This window comes from Xylanibacter ruminicola Ga6B6 (assembly GCF_000687715.1).
Taxonomy (GTDB): Bacteria; Bacteroidota; Bacteroidia; order Bacteroidales; family Bacteroidaceae; genus Prevotella; species Prevotella ruminicola_B.
In genome coordinates this window covers 54,977-71,505 of the sequence record NZ_JHXD01000008.1, presented here as the reverse complement: position 1 = coordinate 71,505, position 16,529 = coordinate 54,977, and the positions used below count along the sequence as shown (strand labels likewise).

Annotated in this window: 18 protein-coding genes; 4 read left to right on the top strand and 14 right to left on the bottom strand. The window is 47.5% G+C overall.

Going from position 1 to position 16,529, the window contains the following annotated elements:
- Nucleotides 1–23: 23 nt before the first annotated feature.
- From T500_RS0106820 to T500_RS0106810, 3 genes are read right to left on the bottom strand one after another with little or no spacing between them, the layout of a single operon-like run.
- Nucleotides 24–1,277 carry a glycosyl hydrolase 53 family protein gene (locus T500_RS0106820; RefSeq protein ID WP_028907486.1) on the bottom strand — a complete coding sequence of 418 codons (1,254 nt, stop codon included), beginning with the start codon at nt 1,275–1,277 and terminating at the stop codon, nt 24–26.
- A 21-nt stretch (nt 1,278–1,298) separates the two neighbouring features.
- The gene (locus T500_RS0106815; protein WP_013064993.1) at nt 1,299–1,487 is read right to left on the bottom strand and encodes a hypothetical protein; all 189 of its coding nucleotides are present in this window, start codon (nt 1,485–1,487) and stop codon (nt 1,299–1,301) included.
- A gap of 42 nt (nt 1,488–1,529) precedes the next feature.
- The gene (locus T500_RS0106810; RefSeq protein ID WP_262502940.1) at nt 1,530–2,723 is read right to left on the bottom strand and encodes a phosphoribosylaminoimidazolecarboxamide formyltransferase; all 1,194 of its coding nucleotides are present in this window, start codon (nt 2,721–2,723) and stop codon (nt 1,530–1,532) included.
- A gap of 70 nt (nt 2,724–2,793) precedes the next feature.
- Between T500_RS0106810 and T500_RS16910 the strand changes: the two genes are divergently transcribed.
- On the top strand, nt 2,794–2,946 hold the full coding sequence (locus T500_RS16910) for a hypothetical protein (protein ID WP_155267466.1): 153 nt from the start codon (nt 2,794–2,796) through the stop codon (nt 2,944–2,946).
- Between the two features lie 41 nt (nt 2,947–2,987).
- On the opposite strand, the gene rplS is transcribed toward T500_RS16910, so the two are convergent.
- Nucleotides 2,988–3,347, bottom strand: coding sequence for a 50S ribosomal protein L19 (gene rplS, locus T500_RS0106800; protein WP_028907484.1), 360 nt, complete (start codon nt 3,345–3,347; stop codon nt 2,988–2,990).
- A gap of 173 nt (nt 3,348–3,520) precedes the next feature.
- Here rplS and T500_RS0106795 point away from each other — a divergent pair, with 173 nt between their 5' ends.
- The gene (locus T500_RS0106795; protein WP_028907483.1) at nt 3,521–4,285 is read left to right on the top strand and encodes a 5'-nucleotidase C-terminal domain-containing protein; all 765 of its coding nucleotides are present in this window, start codon (nt 3,521–3,523) and stop codon (nt 4,283–4,285) included.
- Between the two features lie 3 nt (nt 4,286–4,288).
- Nucleotides 4,289–5,131, top strand: a complete 843-nt coding sequence (locus T500_RS0106790) for a bifunctional metallophosphatase/5'-nucleotidase (protein ID WP_028907482.1) — start codon at nt 4,289–4,291, stop codon at nt 5,129–5,131.
- A 2-nt stretch (nt 5,132–5,133) separates the two neighbouring features.
- Here T500_RS0106790 and T500_RS0106785 read toward each other — a convergent pair whose 3' ends face one another.
- Nucleotides 5,134–5,841: a porin family protein gene (locus tag T500_RS0106785; protein WP_028907481.1), complete on the bottom strand. Its 708-nt coding sequence runs from the start codon at nt 5,839–5,841 to the stop codon at nt 5,134–5,136.
- A 171-nt stretch (nt 5,842–6,012) separates the two neighbouring features.
- Between T500_RS0106785 and T500_RS15380 the strand changes: the two genes are divergently transcribed.
- Entirely contained in the window at nt 6,013–6,180 is a 168-nt protein-coding gene (locus T500_RS15380; protein WP_013065171.1) for a 4Fe-4S binding protein, read from the top strand.
- A gap of 176 nt (nt 6,181–6,356) precedes the next feature.
- Here the strand turns inward: T500_RS15380 and T500_RS0106780 are convergent, their stop codons facing one another.
- The 9 genes from T500_RS0106780 to T500_RS15375 form a co-directional block, all read right to left on the bottom strand.
- Complete coding sequence (locus tag T500_RS0106780; RefSeq protein ID WP_155267465.1) at nt 6,357–7,781, bottom strand: tetratricopeptide repeat protein; 1,425 nt, start codon at nt 7,779–7,781, stop codon at nt 6,357–6,359.
- Between the two features lie 75 nt (nt 7,782–7,856).
- Nucleotides 7,857–8,816: a PstS family phosphate ABC transporter substrate-binding protein gene (locus tag T500_RS0106775; protein ID WP_028907479.1), complete on the bottom strand. Its 960-nt coding sequence runs from the start codon at nt 8,814–8,816 to the stop codon at nt 7,857–7,859.
- Nucleotides 8,817–8,834: 18 nt separating this feature from the next.
- The gene (locus T500_RS0106770; protein WP_028907478.1) at nt 8,835–9,668 is read right to left on the bottom strand and encodes an energy transducer TonB; all 834 of its coding nucleotides are present in this window, start codon (nt 9,666–9,668) and stop codon (nt 8,835–8,837) included.
- 22 nt (nt 9,669–9,690) lie between these two features.
- Nucleotides 9,691–10,356: an ExbD/TolR family protein gene (locus T500_RS0106765; protein ID WP_013064302.1), complete on the bottom strand. Its 666-nt coding sequence runs from the start codon at nt 10,354–10,356 to the stop codon at nt 9,691–9,693.
- Between the two features lie 7 nt (nt 10,357–10,363).
- The gene (locus T500_RS0106760; protein ID WP_028907477.1) at nt 10,364–10,981 is read right to left on the bottom strand and encodes an ExbD/TolR family protein; all 618 of its coding nucleotides are present in this window, start codon (nt 10,979–10,981) and stop codon (nt 10,364–10,366) included.
- A gap of 42 nt (nt 10,982–11,023) precedes the next feature.
- Nucleotides 11,024–11,854 (bottom strand): MotA/TolQ/ExbB proton channel family protein, encoded by an 831-nt coding sequence (locus tag T500_RS0106755; RefSeq protein ID WP_028907476.1) that lies wholly within the window; start codon nt 11,852–11,854, stop codon nt 11,024–11,026.
- Nucleotides 11,855–11,971: 117 nt separating this feature from the next.
- A complete protein-coding gene (locus T500_RS0106750) occupies nt 11,972–13,165 on the bottom strand; it encodes a pyridoxal phosphate-dependent aminotransferase (RefSeq protein ID WP_028907475.1) in 1,194 nt (397 codons plus the stop codon).
- 102 nt (nt 13,166–13,267) lie between these two features.
- The gene (locus tag T500_RS0106745) at nt 13,268–14,479 is read right to left on the bottom strand and encodes a bifunctional 3,4-dihydroxy-2-butanone-4-phosphate synthase/GTP cyclohydrolase II (protein WP_028907474.1); all 1,212 of its coding nucleotides are present in this window, start codon (nt 14,477–14,479) and stop codon (nt 13,268–13,270) included.
- 30 nt (nt 14,480–14,509) lie between these two features.
- Nucleotides 14,510–16,498: an LptF/LptG family permease gene (locus T500_RS15375; RefSeq protein WP_036908697.1), complete on the bottom strand. Its 1,989-nt coding sequence runs from the start codon at nt 16,496–16,498 to the stop codon at nt 14,510–14,512.
- Between the last annotated feature and the right edge of the window lie 31 nt (nt 16,499–16,529).

The window sequence follows — 16,529 nt, the reverse complement described above, 5'->3', positions numbered from 1 at the left end:
CATAAAAACAGAAAGTAGCTTTTCTATTTGCGAAAAGCTACTTTTTGTTTATCCTTGATGTATATACCGCTTTTGGATGGCGTGCTGGATAGTCGCCTCCCATCCATCGAATACCATGCACAATCCTTGCATCTACCATTCTTAACACCTTGTATGCCGGTACTGCTGTTGGCAAAGTTCTTCAGCTCATAGAAGGCTGCGTAGGGTTGTCCTGTTTTGTGATTGTATAAGGCTGCGTTCCACCAACCATCAGTAACACCTTTTTCTCCGTTATCTTCCATCCACCACCAGAACAGGCCCTTTACTGATTCGTGCTTGTTCAGCTGGCTCACAAGGTCGGCAGTAAACTGTTGCTGGCCTTCTTCGCTGTATTCGTATGTGGCAGTATAATCAAATGTGGTTTCGGATAATGGCCATGCATAGCTGTAGCCAGTTTCTACCACCATGATATCCTTATCATAATTCTTGTCCTCCAAGGTTGTGATGGCCGCTTCGAGTTGGTTCAGATCGCCATGATAGGCGGGGTAGTAGCTCAGGCCAATGATATCAAAATCGAGCGAGGCTGTCTTCATACGGTCGAAGAAATCTGCAAGCACATCGGTATCAGGTGTACGTTCGCTATGGATAATGATTCTAGCCTCGGGACATACCTCGCGACAAGCCTTGCCAGCCTGTTTTAGTAAGGCGATAAAGCGTGCCCAGTTAGCTGCGGGGGAATTGATATAGCAGCGATTGGTGCTATTGCCATCAGCTACAGCTTTGGTGCCCCATAGCATGCCAAACGAGATTTCATTGCCTGTTTGGATAAAGTCGGGTGTTGCCCCTGCGGCTGTCAACTGCTCCAAGCAATCCTTGGTGTACTCGTAAATCTTGGTGTTCAGTTGCTCATCAGAAAGCGATTTCCACGCATCGGGTGTCCACTGTTTGCCAGGATCAGCCCAGGTGTCGCTATAGTGAAAGTCGAGCAACAGTTTTAAGCCTGCGTCTTTAATGCGCTTGCCTAAGGCTTTTACATACTCCAGGTCCTGGCATACGGCCTTGTCGTTGTCCTTGCTCGGGTCGACAAACAAGCGCACACGCATAGCGTTTAGGCCTTCTTGCTTAAAGAATGCCAGCACATCAGTTACTGTATTACCTGATTGGTCTTTATATGCCACGCCAGCCTCTTCGTATTTGGGTAGCATGGAGATATCGCCACCTACGTACTTCTGAGCAAAAGTATTACTCGTGCTCAGAAGTGGTAGGGTAGCTGCGAATAGTAGTTTTAGTAGTTTCATTAGTTCCTTTTTATAAGAGTGTTATTTCTTATGTCTGTTTGCCCGTTGCTCACGGTATTTGGCTTTCTGCCTTGCAGAGCCACTACCATGAGCACCAGTGATATACTTTTTCTTTTTGGCCTTGGTTTTTACCTTGCCATCGTCTTTCGGCTTGTCACCTCCACGTCCGAAGTTGATGCCGTTCTCAAGAATGTTCTGAAAATCGTCCATAATTATTTAACTAGGGGTTCTAGATAATCTAGGTTAACTAGATTAATGGTGGAACAGACGAACGCCAGTAAATGCCATTGCGATGCCATACTTATCGCAAGTCTCAATTACATTGTCGTCGCGCACTGAGCCACCAGCCTGAGCAATAAACTCTACGCCGCTCTTATGAGCACGCTCGATATTGTCGCCAAAGGGGAAGAAAGCGTCGCTACCCAGAGCTACCTTGGTGTTCTGAGCAATCCAAGCCTTCTTTTCTTCCATCGTCAGCACCTCGGGCTTCTCCTTGAAGAACTGCTGCCAAGTACCCTCGCGCAGTACATCGTCGTGATCCTCTGAGATATAAACGTCGATGGTGTTATCGCGATCAGCACGACGGATATTGTCGATGAAAGGAAGGTTCATAACTTTTGGATGCTGGCGCAACCACCAGATATCAGCCTTGTTACCAGCCAGACGGGTACAGTGGATACGGCTCTGCTGACCAGCACCGATACCAATGGCCTGACCATCCTTTACATAGCAAACAGAGTTACTCTGAGTGTACTTCAGGGTGATGAGGGCGATAATCAGGTCGCGCTTAGCTTCGGCTGTAAAGGTCTTGTTCTGTGTGGGCATGTTCTCGAACAGTGCGTCGTCGTCGAGCTTAATCTCGTTACGGCCCTGCTCGAAGGTAATGCCGAATACCTGCTTGCGCTCGATAGGCTCGGGTACGTAGTTAGGATCAATCTTAATTACGTTGTAGGTTCCCTTACGCTTATCTTTCAGTATCTCGATAGCCTCAGGTGTAAAATCAGGAGCAATCACGCCATCGCTAACCTCACGCTTCAGCAGTTTGGCGGTGGTAGCATCGCAGGTGTCGCTCAGAGCTACAAAGTCGCCATAGCTCGACATGCGGTCGGCACCACGGGCACGTGCATAAGCACAAGCGATGGGGCTCTCATCAAGGTCCTTCACGTCATCTACAAAGTAGATCTTCTTCAGTGTGTCGCTCAGAGGCAGACCAACTGCGGCACCGGCAGGGCTTACGTGCTTGAACGAAGCTGCTGCGGGCAGACCGGTAGCAGCCTTCAGCTCTTTAACAAGCTGCCAGGCATTGAAAGCGTCGAGGAAGTTGATATATCCAGGACGACCGTTGATGACTTCGATGGGTAGCTCACCCTCGGTCATGAAAATGCGCGAGGGCTTCTGATTGGGATTACATCCGTACTTGAGTGCTAATTCTTTCATTTTTGCGATATTTTTTTTATTTCTGTGTGCAAAGGTACAAAATAATTTTGTAATTTTGCACCAAACTTAAATTATTAACATGGAGAAGAAACGATTGGCGCTTCGAAAGCTGCTGGAGGCAGTAGAGAAGGAGATTCTGAAGAAACCTGATAAGAAAACACTCGACCGTTTGGCGTTGTTAGCAGGATTTCAGAGTTGGGATGATTTTCAGCACGCCCTGCATGGGGAATAAAAAAAGAGGCTCGCACACTTAGTGCAGCCTCTTTTTCTTTTTTATTCACCAACGTTGTGGCGCTTCTCCTTAATACGAGCAGCCTTACCAGTGAGCTTGCGCAGATAGTAAAGCTTAGCGCGGCGAACCTTACCTACCTTGTTAACCTCGATGCTCTCAATGTTGGGAGACTCGATTGGGAAGATACGCTCTACACCAACGGTGCCTGACATCTTACGTACAGTGAAGCGCTTCTTGTCACCGTGACCAGCAATCTTAATTACTACACCACGATAGAGCTGGATACGCTCCTTTGAACCCTCGATAATTTTGTAAGCGACAGTGATTGTGTCACCAGCCTTGAACTCTGGGAACTTCTTGCCGGTTGCAAATGCTTCTTCAGCAACTTTAATTAAATCCATTGTACTTTATAACTAATAAAATTGTTGTATCGTTCCAACGCAACATAACAGGCCTCTCGTTACTTCCTGCCAGCGATTACGCCGAAAAGCGGGTGCAAAGGTACAACTTTTTTTGGAATCAAAGAAATATTTCGGATATTTTTTGTATTTTTGCACCATTAAATTAAGTTGAGATGGATAAAAGACATATTTTTTATGCTTCATTAGCCTCTTTATTATTGGTTTCGTGTGCACCAAAACAATTCCAACTTACTGGTATTGAGCGCACTCGTGTGATTGTAGACAATCGCTACGATCAGAATCCTGATGAGGCTGCTGTGAAGTTTCTTGAGCCTTACAAGCATGTAAACGACAGTATTATGGGCCCCATTGTAGGTACCGTGGCTCGCAACATGCATGCCACACGTCCTGAGAGTAATCTCTCTAATCTCCTGGCCGATATTCTGGTATGGTCGGGTAAGGATTATGGCGAGGATCCTGTATTGGGTATTTACAATATGGGTGGTATCCGTGCCGACCTGACAAAGGGTAAGGTAACCTATGGCGATGTGCTTGATGTGGCACCTTTCGAGAACAAGATTTGCTTTATTACACTTACAGGCGAGCAGGTTCTTACGCTGTATGCCCAGATTGCCCATCGTGGTGGCGAGGGTGTAAGTCATGGTGTAGAGATTGTAGCCACTGAGGATGGAAAATTGCTGTCGGGTAAGCTGCATGGCAAGGAAATTGATCCTAAGGCCGATTATCGTATTGCCACTATCAATTACTTGATTGAGGGTAACGATGGTATGCCTGTACTTAAAGAGGGTAGGGATATTATCGCACCCGAAGCAAAGAGTAATAACACCCGATTCCTGATTATGAACTATTTCAAGGATCACGAGGCTCGCGGTGTAGAAGTAGATTCTAAAGTTGAAGGACGTATTAAAATCCAGTAAGCTATGCGTAAATTTCATCTTATTATAATGGTTGCGCTCCTGGCTGTTGTTTCAGCCAGCGCTAAAACCAAGAAGCAGCTTGTAGTGCTGCATACCAACGATACCCACTCGTGCATCATGCCGCTTAACGAGAATCTTGAAAATAAGGATCTGGCTGGTCGCGGTGGCTTTATACGTCGTATTAATATGATTAAGGAAGAGCGTCGTCAGCATCCTGATCTGCTGTTCTTCGACTCAGGTGATTTCTCGCAGGGCTCTGGCTTCTATACTCTCTTCAAGGGCGAGGTTGAGATTGGCTTGATGAATCAGATGGGTTACGATGCTGTTACCATCGGTAATCATGAGTTTGATTTTGGATTGGAGAATATGGCTAAGTTGTTCCGTATGGCTAATTTCCCTGTGGTTTGTTCGAACTACGACTTTACAGGTACACCTTGCGAAGGCTTGGTAAAGGATTATATCACCCTGAAGCGTAATGGCCTGAAGATTGGCGTATATGCCCTGGGTGCTCCTATGAAGGGACTGGTGGCTAATAAGAACTGCGAAGGCGTAAAGTTCCTCGATCCTATTGAGACATCGAAGAAGTATATCGATATCCTGCGCCGTCGCGAGAAGTGCGATGTGGTTATCTGTCTCTCACACTTAGGCTGGGCGATTTCTGAGTATCCCGATCATAAGTTCATGAGTGAGGTACAGGGACTCGACTTGGTGCTGGGTGGACATACCCACACTTACATGCCTACATTGGAGTACGCACCTGATAAGACTGGCAAGCAGATTCCTGACGACCAGAACGGTAAGCATGGCGTGTTTATCGGTAAAATGGTGCTTACGTTCGAGAAGTAAGCTTATTCAAAGTAGAACGTTAATACAATCATCTTCGTATGCCCGCTCTTGATAGAGTTGGCATACGTTTTTTTATAGTCGTCCTTGATATCGGCCACGTGACTTTTGTCGATTCTGTTACCTAAGCCATAGCAGAACTTTAACTCTGGTGCCAGTTTGAAGAATGGCAGATACAGATCGCATCCCAAGCCAACCTCCAGCATCAGGTCGGTACGCTGCAGTTGTACTATCTCCTGACTTTTGTTGGTTAGATTCACCATACCGTTAACGCCTGCTAGTATGTAAGGGCGGATGTTGTTCCATCGCTGGGCCGAGAACTTCAGGTCGATGGGTACCGAAAGATAGGTATTCTTCAGGTCCTGTGTTTCGGTTCTTGGATTGCCATGGGTGTCTGTCTCATCCAACTTGAGTAAGGTCAGGTGCTTGGCGCCAAAGTGCATGGTGGGCACAATGCGCAGGTTCAGATTGTCGGACAGGCGCATGTCGGCCAGTACACCTACCGAGAAGCCGGTATTCCAGCGATCGGCATCGCACACGATTGGAGCATCGGTTTTAAACTCAATATCTTGCAGGTTCATACCTACTGCTATGCCAAAGTGCATAGGGCGCAAGTCGATATATGGCTTGTGCTGTATCACGTATCGTCGTTGGGCTACACAACTTGTGGCGATGCAGAGTGCTGCTATGATGGATAGAATTCTGAGTCTCATACATATATAATAACGCAAAAATGGTCATCTTATTATATAAAATCTTATTTCGACAGTGTATAAATTACTTAAATTTTCTACCTAAAGTTTGGTATGAACAAAATTTTATCGTACCTTTGCATCATTAAAAGTGAGTATTAACAGTATTAACAATTTAATTGATTAAGAATTATGGCATATGTAATTGGTGACGACTGCATCGCTTGCGGTACATGTCAGGGTGAGTGCCCAGTAGAGGCTATTTCTGAGGGTGAGAAGTATTCTATCAACCCCGATCTCTGCACAGAGTGTGGTACTTGTGCTTCTGTTTGTCCCTCTGAGGCTATCAGCCTTCCCTAATAAGATAGGACATATTGAAAGTATAGCAGGTGTTTCCAATAAGGAAATACCTGTTTTCTTTATTGGAAACCGATGTTTTCTAACTTAGAAAACACCATTTTCTAACTTGGAAAATAATCACAAAAAAAGAGATGTCCATTGCTGAACACCTCTTTCTTTGTATTGTAGTGCTAGAATTACTTCAGATCACGAATCTGCTTAGCAGCAGGATACTCTGGGTCGATTGCCAGAATTTTGTTTGCATACTCCTTAGCCAAAGCCTTGTTCTTGCCATACAGGAATGCATTCGACATCAGGTAGTGTAAGCTGTACTTCAGCATGATATCCTCGCCCTTAGTGCGATCAGCCTTAGACTCGAGCAGCTCTACAACCTTCTGGTAGTCGGGCTTAGCAAGACCCTTCTCACCGTTCTTATCCAGCTTGTTGTTCATTGTAGCGCACTGGTAAGCAGCGTATGTGCTCTGTACAGGGAACTTCTCAGCCATAGCGTGGTATGCAGCAATAGCCTTCTTGATGAATTCAGCCTTGCGAGCCTCGTCCTCGTCAGCGTACTTAGAGTAGATCTTTGCAACACCTTCCATATCGTCAGAGTTTACATCGGGCTTGCATGCCAGGTACTGATCGTAGTACTTGATGGCATTGTCGAACTCCTTGTCCTTCAGATATGAGTCAGATACGCTCTTCAGGATAGCCCAGCGCTTAATCATCGACTGATCGTTAACCAGCTTCAGAGCCTCGTCGTAGTGAGCATACATGTTAGCCTTATCCTCCAGAGCCTGATAAATCAGAGCTGTGTAGAAGTGGTCGTACTCAGATACCTTGGCACTGTCGGTCTCGAAGAAGTACTTGTGGATGTAAGCCTTAGCTGCATCGTAGTTCTTCAGCTCGTAGTTTGAGAACATAGCCAAACGGTTGAATGTTGGGTTACGTGGCTCGAGCTTGATTCCTGCCTCGGCAGCACGGAGTGCATCCTGGAAGTGACCAGTGAAGTAGCTGGCACGTACAAACTCGTTCAGTCCCAGCTTATCCAGCTTGCCGATGTTAGCCTTTGCATAGTTCTCGTATGCCTGCTTCTCATCACCAGCCAGCATGTAGATGTGAGCTGTGATAGCGTCAACATCCTCGTTGGGGCACTGAGCCTTCATTTCCTGCAGCTTCTTGGCAGCCTGACTTGGACTGATCTTACGATATACCATAGCCCACTTCTTGTAACCCTCAGGATTCTTTGGGTCGAAAGTGATAGCCTGGTTGTAGTAACCTGCAGCCTTACCACCATCTGTTCCGTAAGCCGACTCGATGTCGCCTAACAGCAGATAGGCAGGAGCGAACTGATACTTAGGCTTACCAGCTTCGTTAGCGTAGTTGGCAAACAAGCGGGCATTAGCTGTGTCCTTCTGAGCATAGAAGGCCTGACCGATTTTGATCAGCGCAGCAGCGTCCTTCTTGTTCTTCTTGTAGGCAGCTTTTGCTAACTCGGCTACATTGGGAGCCTTTGACTTAATACCGTCGAGAGCTGCATTGAGCTCTGCTTCCTGTGCATTAGCGGTGGCGCTGAAACCTGTCAGCAACGCACCCATAACTAGATATTTAATTGCTTTCATAATTTCTGTTTTTAAGTTCTACATTCTGTTTACTGTTCTCTCTTTTATGACGTTTTGATTAGAATTTGGTTTAAATTATTTATTGTTTACTATTACATCTCTAACGTTCATATTAGCTGTGCGTGGCAGTAATCCGTAGCGCAGAATAATCTTTTGTCCCTTGGGTAGCTGTACAAAGTGGGTAAAGCTGCTTGGTACACCGTTGCGGGTATCGTTCAGCAGAGCGTAGATAGTGCGGCGCAGGGGATAGTTGCCATTATATAAATAGTACTGATAGGGCTTCCAGCTGTTATGCTTCGTTGCCGAGTCGAGCTTTGAAACGCCCATCACTGTTATATTCTTCTTAAAGGTAACGTTGGTGGTGTCGCGCTTGTCGTTCAGCCAGTTCGAACCGATAATACCCAGTGAGTTGGGGTGGTTCTCAACATAGTCGATAACGGCAGCACTTGTTTTGGCAGCTCCAATGTTGGGGGCCTTAAACTGTTTGCCACCAAGGATAGAGTCAACACACCAGCGAACGGTGCTCGAGAGTGGATTGTCGAATACCACATCGATGATTCCCAGCTTGTTCTGTGGGTAAATCTCGTCCCACTTGGTAATCTCGCCTTTCAGGATACGTGCAAAATCCTTAATGGTAATGCATGAGTCGGGGTTCGAGTTGTTTACGATAATGGCCAGTCCGTCGTAAGCAACGGGGATGGCTCTTGGCAGGAACTTCTGGGCAATCAGGTCCTGACGCTCTTTCTTGGTAAAGTCGCGTGTGGTGAATGCCAGCCATGTTTCCTGTTTCATCAGCTTCTTAACTGCATCCTGCTCGTTGATGTAAACGGGTGTGATAGAGTCGAGAGTCTGATTAGTAAAATAATAGAGTTCCTCATCGATGATGGGGAAGAAACTTTCGTCGGCCGTCAGTATGCTGGCTGCCTTCTGATATGCTTGCTCCTTTTCAGGATTAGGCTTGTTCCCACATCCAGGGAACAAGCCTAATATCAGTGTTAATCCAACTAAATGATATATTTTGTTGAATGCGTTCATTTCAAATTTTGTTGAGCATTACTGCAGGCGGAATGTTACAGGTACGGTGTACTTTACACGTACTGCGCTACCGTTCTGCTTACCAGGAATCCAGTGTGGCATTGACTTAACAACGCGCTGTGCCTCCTTGTCGAGTGAGGGGTCAACGCTCTTTACAACCTTAACGTCGGTGATAGAACCATCACGCTCTACAACGAAGGTTACAACTACACGACCCTGTACACCGTTCTCCTCGGCTACTACTGGATACTTGATATTCTTAGACAGATACTCGAACAGAGCTGAGCTACCACCAGGGAACTGAGGCATCTCCTCTACCACGTCGAATACCTTGGTCTCTTCAACCTTTGGTGGCTCGGGTTCTGCGATAGTTTCCTTAACCTTCAGTACCTCACCAGCTGCATCGTCGTCACCCTTTACATCGAATGCACCGATTGCAGTGTTAGTTTCCTGAAGTTCTTCCTGTGACTTCATCTCCTGGTCTTCCTTAACCTCAGAGTCTTTCTTAATCTCAGGAACGGTGAAGGCTACTGAGCTCTTTACCTTCTCTACCTCAATTTTCTCAACTTCGGGCTCATCTTTGCGCTCTACCTTAGCCTCCTTCTTCTCAGCCAGACTGGCGAGCTCTACGTCGGTTTCGATAGCAGCGTTACGAGCGGCCATGTAATTATCGAAAGACACCTTAGCGATGACGATGGCTGCGATGATAGCAAAACCAACGAACATAGTGATCAGTGCCTTCAGGTTACGTGTACCTGTGCTCTTGCGCAATTGATAAGCTCCGTATGCCTGGTTCTTACCTTCGAATACGAGGTCGACCCAGCTGTTGTCAATAAGATCTATTTTTGCCATAGTCTATTCTACATTTTAGGGGTTACTTGACGCCAGCCTTCTCGATGAGAGCCTTATCGTCGTCACTCATCTTGTCGACATTGTCAATCACATACTTATCAATATTGCTAATGAGCATCTCGTCGAGCGCAGCAACCATATTTTCATAGGTAGCTGAGTTGAGAGGACGGATGATGACGGTCATAGTAGGCACCTTCTCGCCTGAGGGCAGTTCACCCTTCTTCAGCTTCTTCAGAGCCTCCTGATACTGCTCGTCGGTCATCTTTGAGTTGTACTCATTCTTCTTAGCATCGAGCTCTTTCTTAGCCATCTTAATCTTGGCTACAGGGTTAACACCCTCTTCAGTAGTGTGCTCGTTAAGAACTTTCTCGATACCATCCTTACCATAGCTGGTTGGCTTTACGCATGAAGGATCGTCGTAGTTGGGCAGACCAGCTACATACCAAACCTTATCGTTAGCACCCAGATAGAGTGTGATAGTGTGAGAAGCCTTTGTTACCTGCTTATCCTCTTCGTTCATCTGCTTGGTGTCGTCGTTTGACGGCATGGTAAGCTGCATAGCCTGCGGCTTAGCCAGTGTAGTACACAGCATGAAGAAGGTGATAAGAAGCATCATCATGTCTACCATTGGCGTGAAGTTCACGCGGGTATCCATCTTTTTCTGCTTTGATAGATTCTTTTTTGCCATAATACTACTAGTCGTTTAAACGTTTAACATCGAGATTCGTGATCAGCTGGAAACGGTTCTCGCTCATATCCTGGAGCTCTGACATCAACTTCTTAATAGAAGCATAAGGAGTCTTAGAATCGCACTTGATGGCGAGTTTGATGTCGGGGTTAGCCTCGCGGGCTGCTGCCACCCACTCCTGGAATTCGCTCTTACCACCGTTGATACTATCAAGCGGCAGACCGAGCTTCTGGATTGCCTCACCCATCTTTTCTGTATCGAGGTTCAGATAGTTACCAAGCTGAGCCATTGGAGCTCCAACCATAGCATCCTCGCGGAAGTGCTTGATCTGGTTGGCGTTCAGCTGGATACCAAACTTGTCTGTCATGGTCTCCAACATGGCCTGCATGTTATTCTTGTTTTCGGTACCACAGTAGATGCGTCCCTCTGGAGTTACCAGAATGTTGAGCACATCCTGCTCTGGTATCTTAACCTCAGACACAGAATTAGGCGCTGTGACTTGAACTGGTTCTGGTGTCAAGAATGTTGAAGTCAACATAAAGAAACACAGAAGCAGCGTCATCACGTCTGACATTGGCGTCATGTCAATCCAGATGTCTTTTTTCTGTATCTTAATTTTTGCCATTCTCTAAATGCTTTAATGCGTTAATAAATGAATGGTAAAAAATTAAGCCTCGTTGTGGTTAGAATCGTATGTAGCGGCGATTGTGTAACCAATCTCATCGAGAGCGTATGTCAGCTTGTCGATCTTGTTAGAGAAGAAGTTGTAAACTACGGTAGCTACCCATGATGTCAAGATACCAGAAGCTGTGTTAACCAGAGCCTCAGAAATACCTGCAGACAGAGCCATAGAGTCAGCACCACCACCAGCAGACAGAGCCTGGAATGATCCGATCATACCAAGTACGGTACCGAACAGAGCGGTCAGAGTACCCAGAGATACGATGGTAGCAACCATTGGGAGGTTCATCTGCAGAGTAGGCATCTCAAGCTGAGTAGCCTCCTCGTGAGCCTGCTGGATCTTTGCAACCTTAGCAGCCTTCTTCAGAGTGTCGTTACCCTCAACGTCCTTATAAGCGGCGATAGAAGCCTTAACTACGTTAGCTACAGAACCCTGCATCTTGTCGCAAAGCTTGTCAGCCTCGTCGAACTTCTGAGCCTTGATGAGCTCCTTAACCTGAGCAGTGAACTTAGCAAGGTTGATCTTACCAGAAGCGCTCTTGATAGCGAAGAAACGCTCGATACCAAGGCAGATAACGGTGAAGAGAAGAGTCAGGATCAGACCTACTACGAAACCTCCCTTATATACAGTACCCAGCAGGTTTGCAGGATGACCGCTGCGATCACCACCAACGAAGTTGTTGGGGTCACCCATTACGAAGTACCATACACCATAACCAGCACATGCACAAACTACGAGAATAATCCATGCAGCCTTAATACCTGGAAAGCCCGAATTCTTTTTGGCTGGGGCTGCAGCCTTTGTTGTTGTTGCCATAAAATAATTAATTTTTTAGTTATTATAAATAAATAAAGATTTGTTTCACCTCGCAAAAGTAGCAAAATAAAGCGGAATACAAGCCTAATTAATACATTTTAACTATGAAATTCCGATTTATTTTAGTTTTGCTACCACTTCTTTGATGCGCTTCATTGCTTCTACGATGTTTTCATCGCTCAATGCATAGCTCATTCTGAAGCATTCAGGGTCTCCAAACGCATCACCACCAACGGTTGCTACGTGACCTTTTTCCAACAAATACATAGCAAAATCGGTAGAGTTTTTGATGGTTGTCTCGCCATCGCTCTTGCCAAAGAAACTGCTGCACTTGGGGAACAGATAGAAGGCACCCTCGGGCACGTTTACCTCCAGACCTGGGATGTCTTTAGCCAGCTTAACGATGAGGTTACGACGTCGCTCAAATGCCTGTCGCATATCCTCTACGCACTGCTGGTCGGCTACGTAAGCAAACTCAGCGGCCTTCTGGCTTACTGAGCATGGACCACTGGTATACTGGCCCTGCAGCTTGTTACAGCCCTTTACAATCCATTCTGGGGCGGCAATGTAGCCAATACGCCATCCTGTCATGGCATACGCCTTTGATACACCGTTTACGATGATGGCGCGCTCCTTCATGCCAGGGAACTGGGCGATACTCTCGTGCTTGCCGATATAGTTGATATGCTCGTAGATTTCATCTGCCAGCACAAACAGGTCGTCGTGCTTCAGGATGACATCTGCCAGTGCCTTCAGTTCAGCCTTGCTGTACACGCTGCCTGTAGGGTTGCTGGGCGAGCAGAGGATAATCATGCGTGTTTTGGGTGTGATGGCTGCCTCGAGCTGCTCGGGAGTCATCTTGAAGTTCTGGTCGAAACCGGCCTCTACGAACTTTGGTGTACCACCAGCCAGCAGTACCATCTGGGGATAGCTTACCCAGTATGGGGTAGGGATGATCACCTCTTCGCCGTCGTTAACCAGAGCCATTACAGCGTTGCACACGCTCTGCTTGGCACCGTTGCTTACCAGAATCTCGTTTACAGTATAGTCGAGCTGGTTCTCGTTCTTAAGCTTAGCTACGATAGCCTTGCGCAGATCGGGATAACCAGGTACTGGTGAGTAACGTGAAAAGTTGTCGTCTATTGCCTTCTTTGCAGCTTCCTTAATAGCGTCGGGGGTATTGAAGTCGGGTTCTCCAACACTCATGTTAATAACATCGATACCTTGCGCCTTCATTTCGGAGCTTTTCTGAGACATTGCCAGCGTGGCCGATGGAGCCAGACGCTGCAGACGATTAGATAATTGTGCCATATGATTAAAAATTTTGTGCAAAATTACGCATTTTATTTTTGAATACGAAATAAATGTGCCACTTTTTCACTTTTCTAGGTTGAAATTGCGACAAATTGTGGGTTATTTCAGGTGGAGCGTATGTCCCATACGGTTCTTCTTGGTCTCCAGATAACGCAGATTGTACTGGTTGGGAGTTACTTCGATGGGCACGTTCTCGATAATCTCAAGGCCGTATGCCTCCAGACCCACGCGTTTTACGGGGTTGTTGGTAAGCAAGCGCATCTTGTGTACGCCGATGTGGCGCAGCATCTGGGCGCCGCAACCATAGTCGCGCTCGTCGGGCTTAAAGCCTAAGTGCAAGTTGGCATCTACGGTGTCGAGCCCCTCTTCCTGAAGCTTGTAGGCGGCAATCTTGTTCATCAATCCGATTCCTCGACCTTCCTGCTGCATGTAGATAACCACACCCTTGCCCTCTTTCTCGATGGCCTGCATGGCCTTGTGCAGCTGCTCGCCACAGTCGCAGCGCTTGCTGCCCAGGATGTCGCCAGTCATGCACGATGAGTGTACGCGTACCAGGATAGGCTCGTCTTCCTTCCATTCGCCCTTGATCAGCGCCATGTGCTCCAGGCCGTTGCTCTTCTGACGGAAGGGAATCAGGCGGAAGTGTCCGTAGTCGGTTGGCATGTCCACCTCTTCGCCTACCTCAATCAGCGATTCCTTCTTCAGGCGGTAGGCAATCATATCTTTAATGCTGATAATCTTCAGATTCCACTGTTTGGCAAAGGTCATGAGCTCGGGCATACGGGCCATGGTGCCATCCTCGTTCATGATCTCCATCAGTGCGCCTGCAGGGTAGAGTCCTGCCATACGACAAAGGTCGATGGCGGCTTCGGTATGTCCGCTACGACGCAGCACACCGTTGTCCTGGGCGTAAAGAGGATTTACATGTCCTGGGCGTCCGAATGTCTCGGCCTTCGATGTTGGGTCGGCCAGTGCCTTGATGGTTTCTGCACGGTCGTGGGCACTTACACCTGTGGTGCAACCCTCCAGCTTGTCGACTGTAACGGTAAAGGGTGTGCCCAGAACCGAGGTGTTGTCCTGCACCTGATGTGGCAGGTCGAGCTCCTTGCATCGCTCAATGGTGATGGGAGCGCAGAGCACGCCACGTGCATGTTTCAACATGAAGTTCACTTTCTCTGCTGTAATCTTCTCGGCAGCGATAATCAGGTCGCCCTCGTTCTCGCGGTCTTCATCATCCACTACAATTACGAACTCGCCCTGCTCAAAGTCCTTTACGGCCTCTTCTATGCTGTTCAACTTCATCTCTTCCATTTTCTTACACCTTATTTATATATATAGTAGTTAATCCTTATGTTCTTTTTTCTCAAAATCACGCACCAGTTCGGCTACAAATGGCATGTTCTCCAAATCTTCCATGGTTTTTGGGGCTGGTGCCGCATATACGGCCACGCGCTCAAGTATCCACTGGTTGGTTTCGAGAATGCGGTTCAGATCCTTACGCAAACGCAGTCGGAAACGGCACATGCGACAGTAGAAGAATATGCCTAATGGCAGAATCAAACCCGAAATAATGTTGAGCCACTTGCGGCGGAACGGACGGGTGTGGGCATGGGTGGCCACTACGGGGTAGTGGTTCAGGTAGCCCAATATCTGTGCGTCCTTGGTGTTGGCCAAGTCGTCGATAACATCTTCCAGCTGACCCACAATCTTCTCGATGGTCTGGTCGTCGCCAGGACGGAAGAATACGTGGATGGGGTTGGGCAGATGCAGCAGCTTGTGCTCCTCGCTGTACTGCTTGATCTGCTCGCTGATCTGCAGCAGGTGGTACGAGTCGAGTGCGTAGATAGGATCCTCGATAATCACCTCCTTGCGATAGATGTGGCGATGGGTGCGCAATCCCAGAATGCGCATAAACACCTGCTTGTACATGTCGACGTTGAATACCACCGAATCGTTATTAGCCTTGTAGGTAAAGAAGCAGGCGATAGGTGTCAGCACCACGGTTGATATCGTCATACCGTACCACACGGTCCACTGGTCGTCGCGTGCCATCTTCTGTCCGGTACTATCCAGGATGTAGTATACAATGAATACCAGTACCGATATGATGACTGGTACGCCCAATCCACCCTTGCGGATGATGGCGCCCAATGGAGCTCCGATAAAGAAGAAGATAATACAGGTGAGCGCCAGCGTGAACTTGAGGATGGCCTGAATCTGGTGTGTGCGGAAGTAGCGATGCAGACTGTTGGCATAGGCGCCTTTCATCTCCAGGTCGGTGGCGCACGACTGAGCACTGTTGATAGCTGTCTGCAGAACCGATTTCTTCTTGCCGTCGTTCAGTTTCGTGAACATCGAGTCGAGCGATGTGTTGTTCTCGGCTACCAGCTTTGATATCTTCACAGAGTCGCTGGCCGATACCTCGTTGGCTCTGAAGTAGAACCGCTTGGCATCTTCGTAGTACGATCGGCCCACGCTGTCGTTAAACTCCTGCAGCGAGTCCTTATCGTGCATAATCTTTCCTAAGCTCTTGGCACGGGCATCGCCGGCAATATCGTTGATATCGGCCATGCTGAAGTTGTTGTCAAAGTCGAGCACGATGCGCTTGGTAACAAAAGTCTCGCGGCGGTAGGGTACATCGGCAGTACCTGCCAGGTCCTGCGAGCGCATGTTCTCGTTCCACACACCGTTATACAGCGTAAGCAGCAGGTGTTTCTTCTCGGCTGTACTCTGCATCATACCCGAGTCGGCCAGGATAATGGCCTGATCCTCGTAGCTGCCTGTCATGCGGTAAATCATAATACCGTACAGCATACCTGTGTTCAGGTCTTTCTTCTGTACGTAGATGTTCGAGCCTGGAATGCCGTCGTAGAACACACCCTCGGGGATTTCGAGCTCAGGACTCTTCTGCTTCATACCCAACAGCAAGCGGTAGAAGTCCTGATTGGCTCGTGGACCTACCACATTCTGGAAGTAGAACGAAATGCCTGCCATCAGCACCGATATGATGATGAGCGAGCGGAATGCCTGCATGAGCGATATGCCTGCAGCCTTGATGGCTGTAAGCTCCGAGCTCTCGCCTAAGTTACCAAAGGCAATGAGTGACGACAACAGTATGGCCAGGGGGAATGCCTGAGGCATCAGCATTAAGCCCATGTACCAGAAGAACTGGGCCATCACCTCAAGCGAAAGACCTTTACCAATCAGCTCATCGACGTAGCGCCACAGGAACTGCATCATCAACACAAACTGGCAGATGAAGAACGTTCCTACGAACAGTAAGCCGAATTGCTTGGCTATAAATATATCTAGCTTCTTGATTCGAAACATTTGCTATTTTGCAATTTTGGCTGCAAAATTA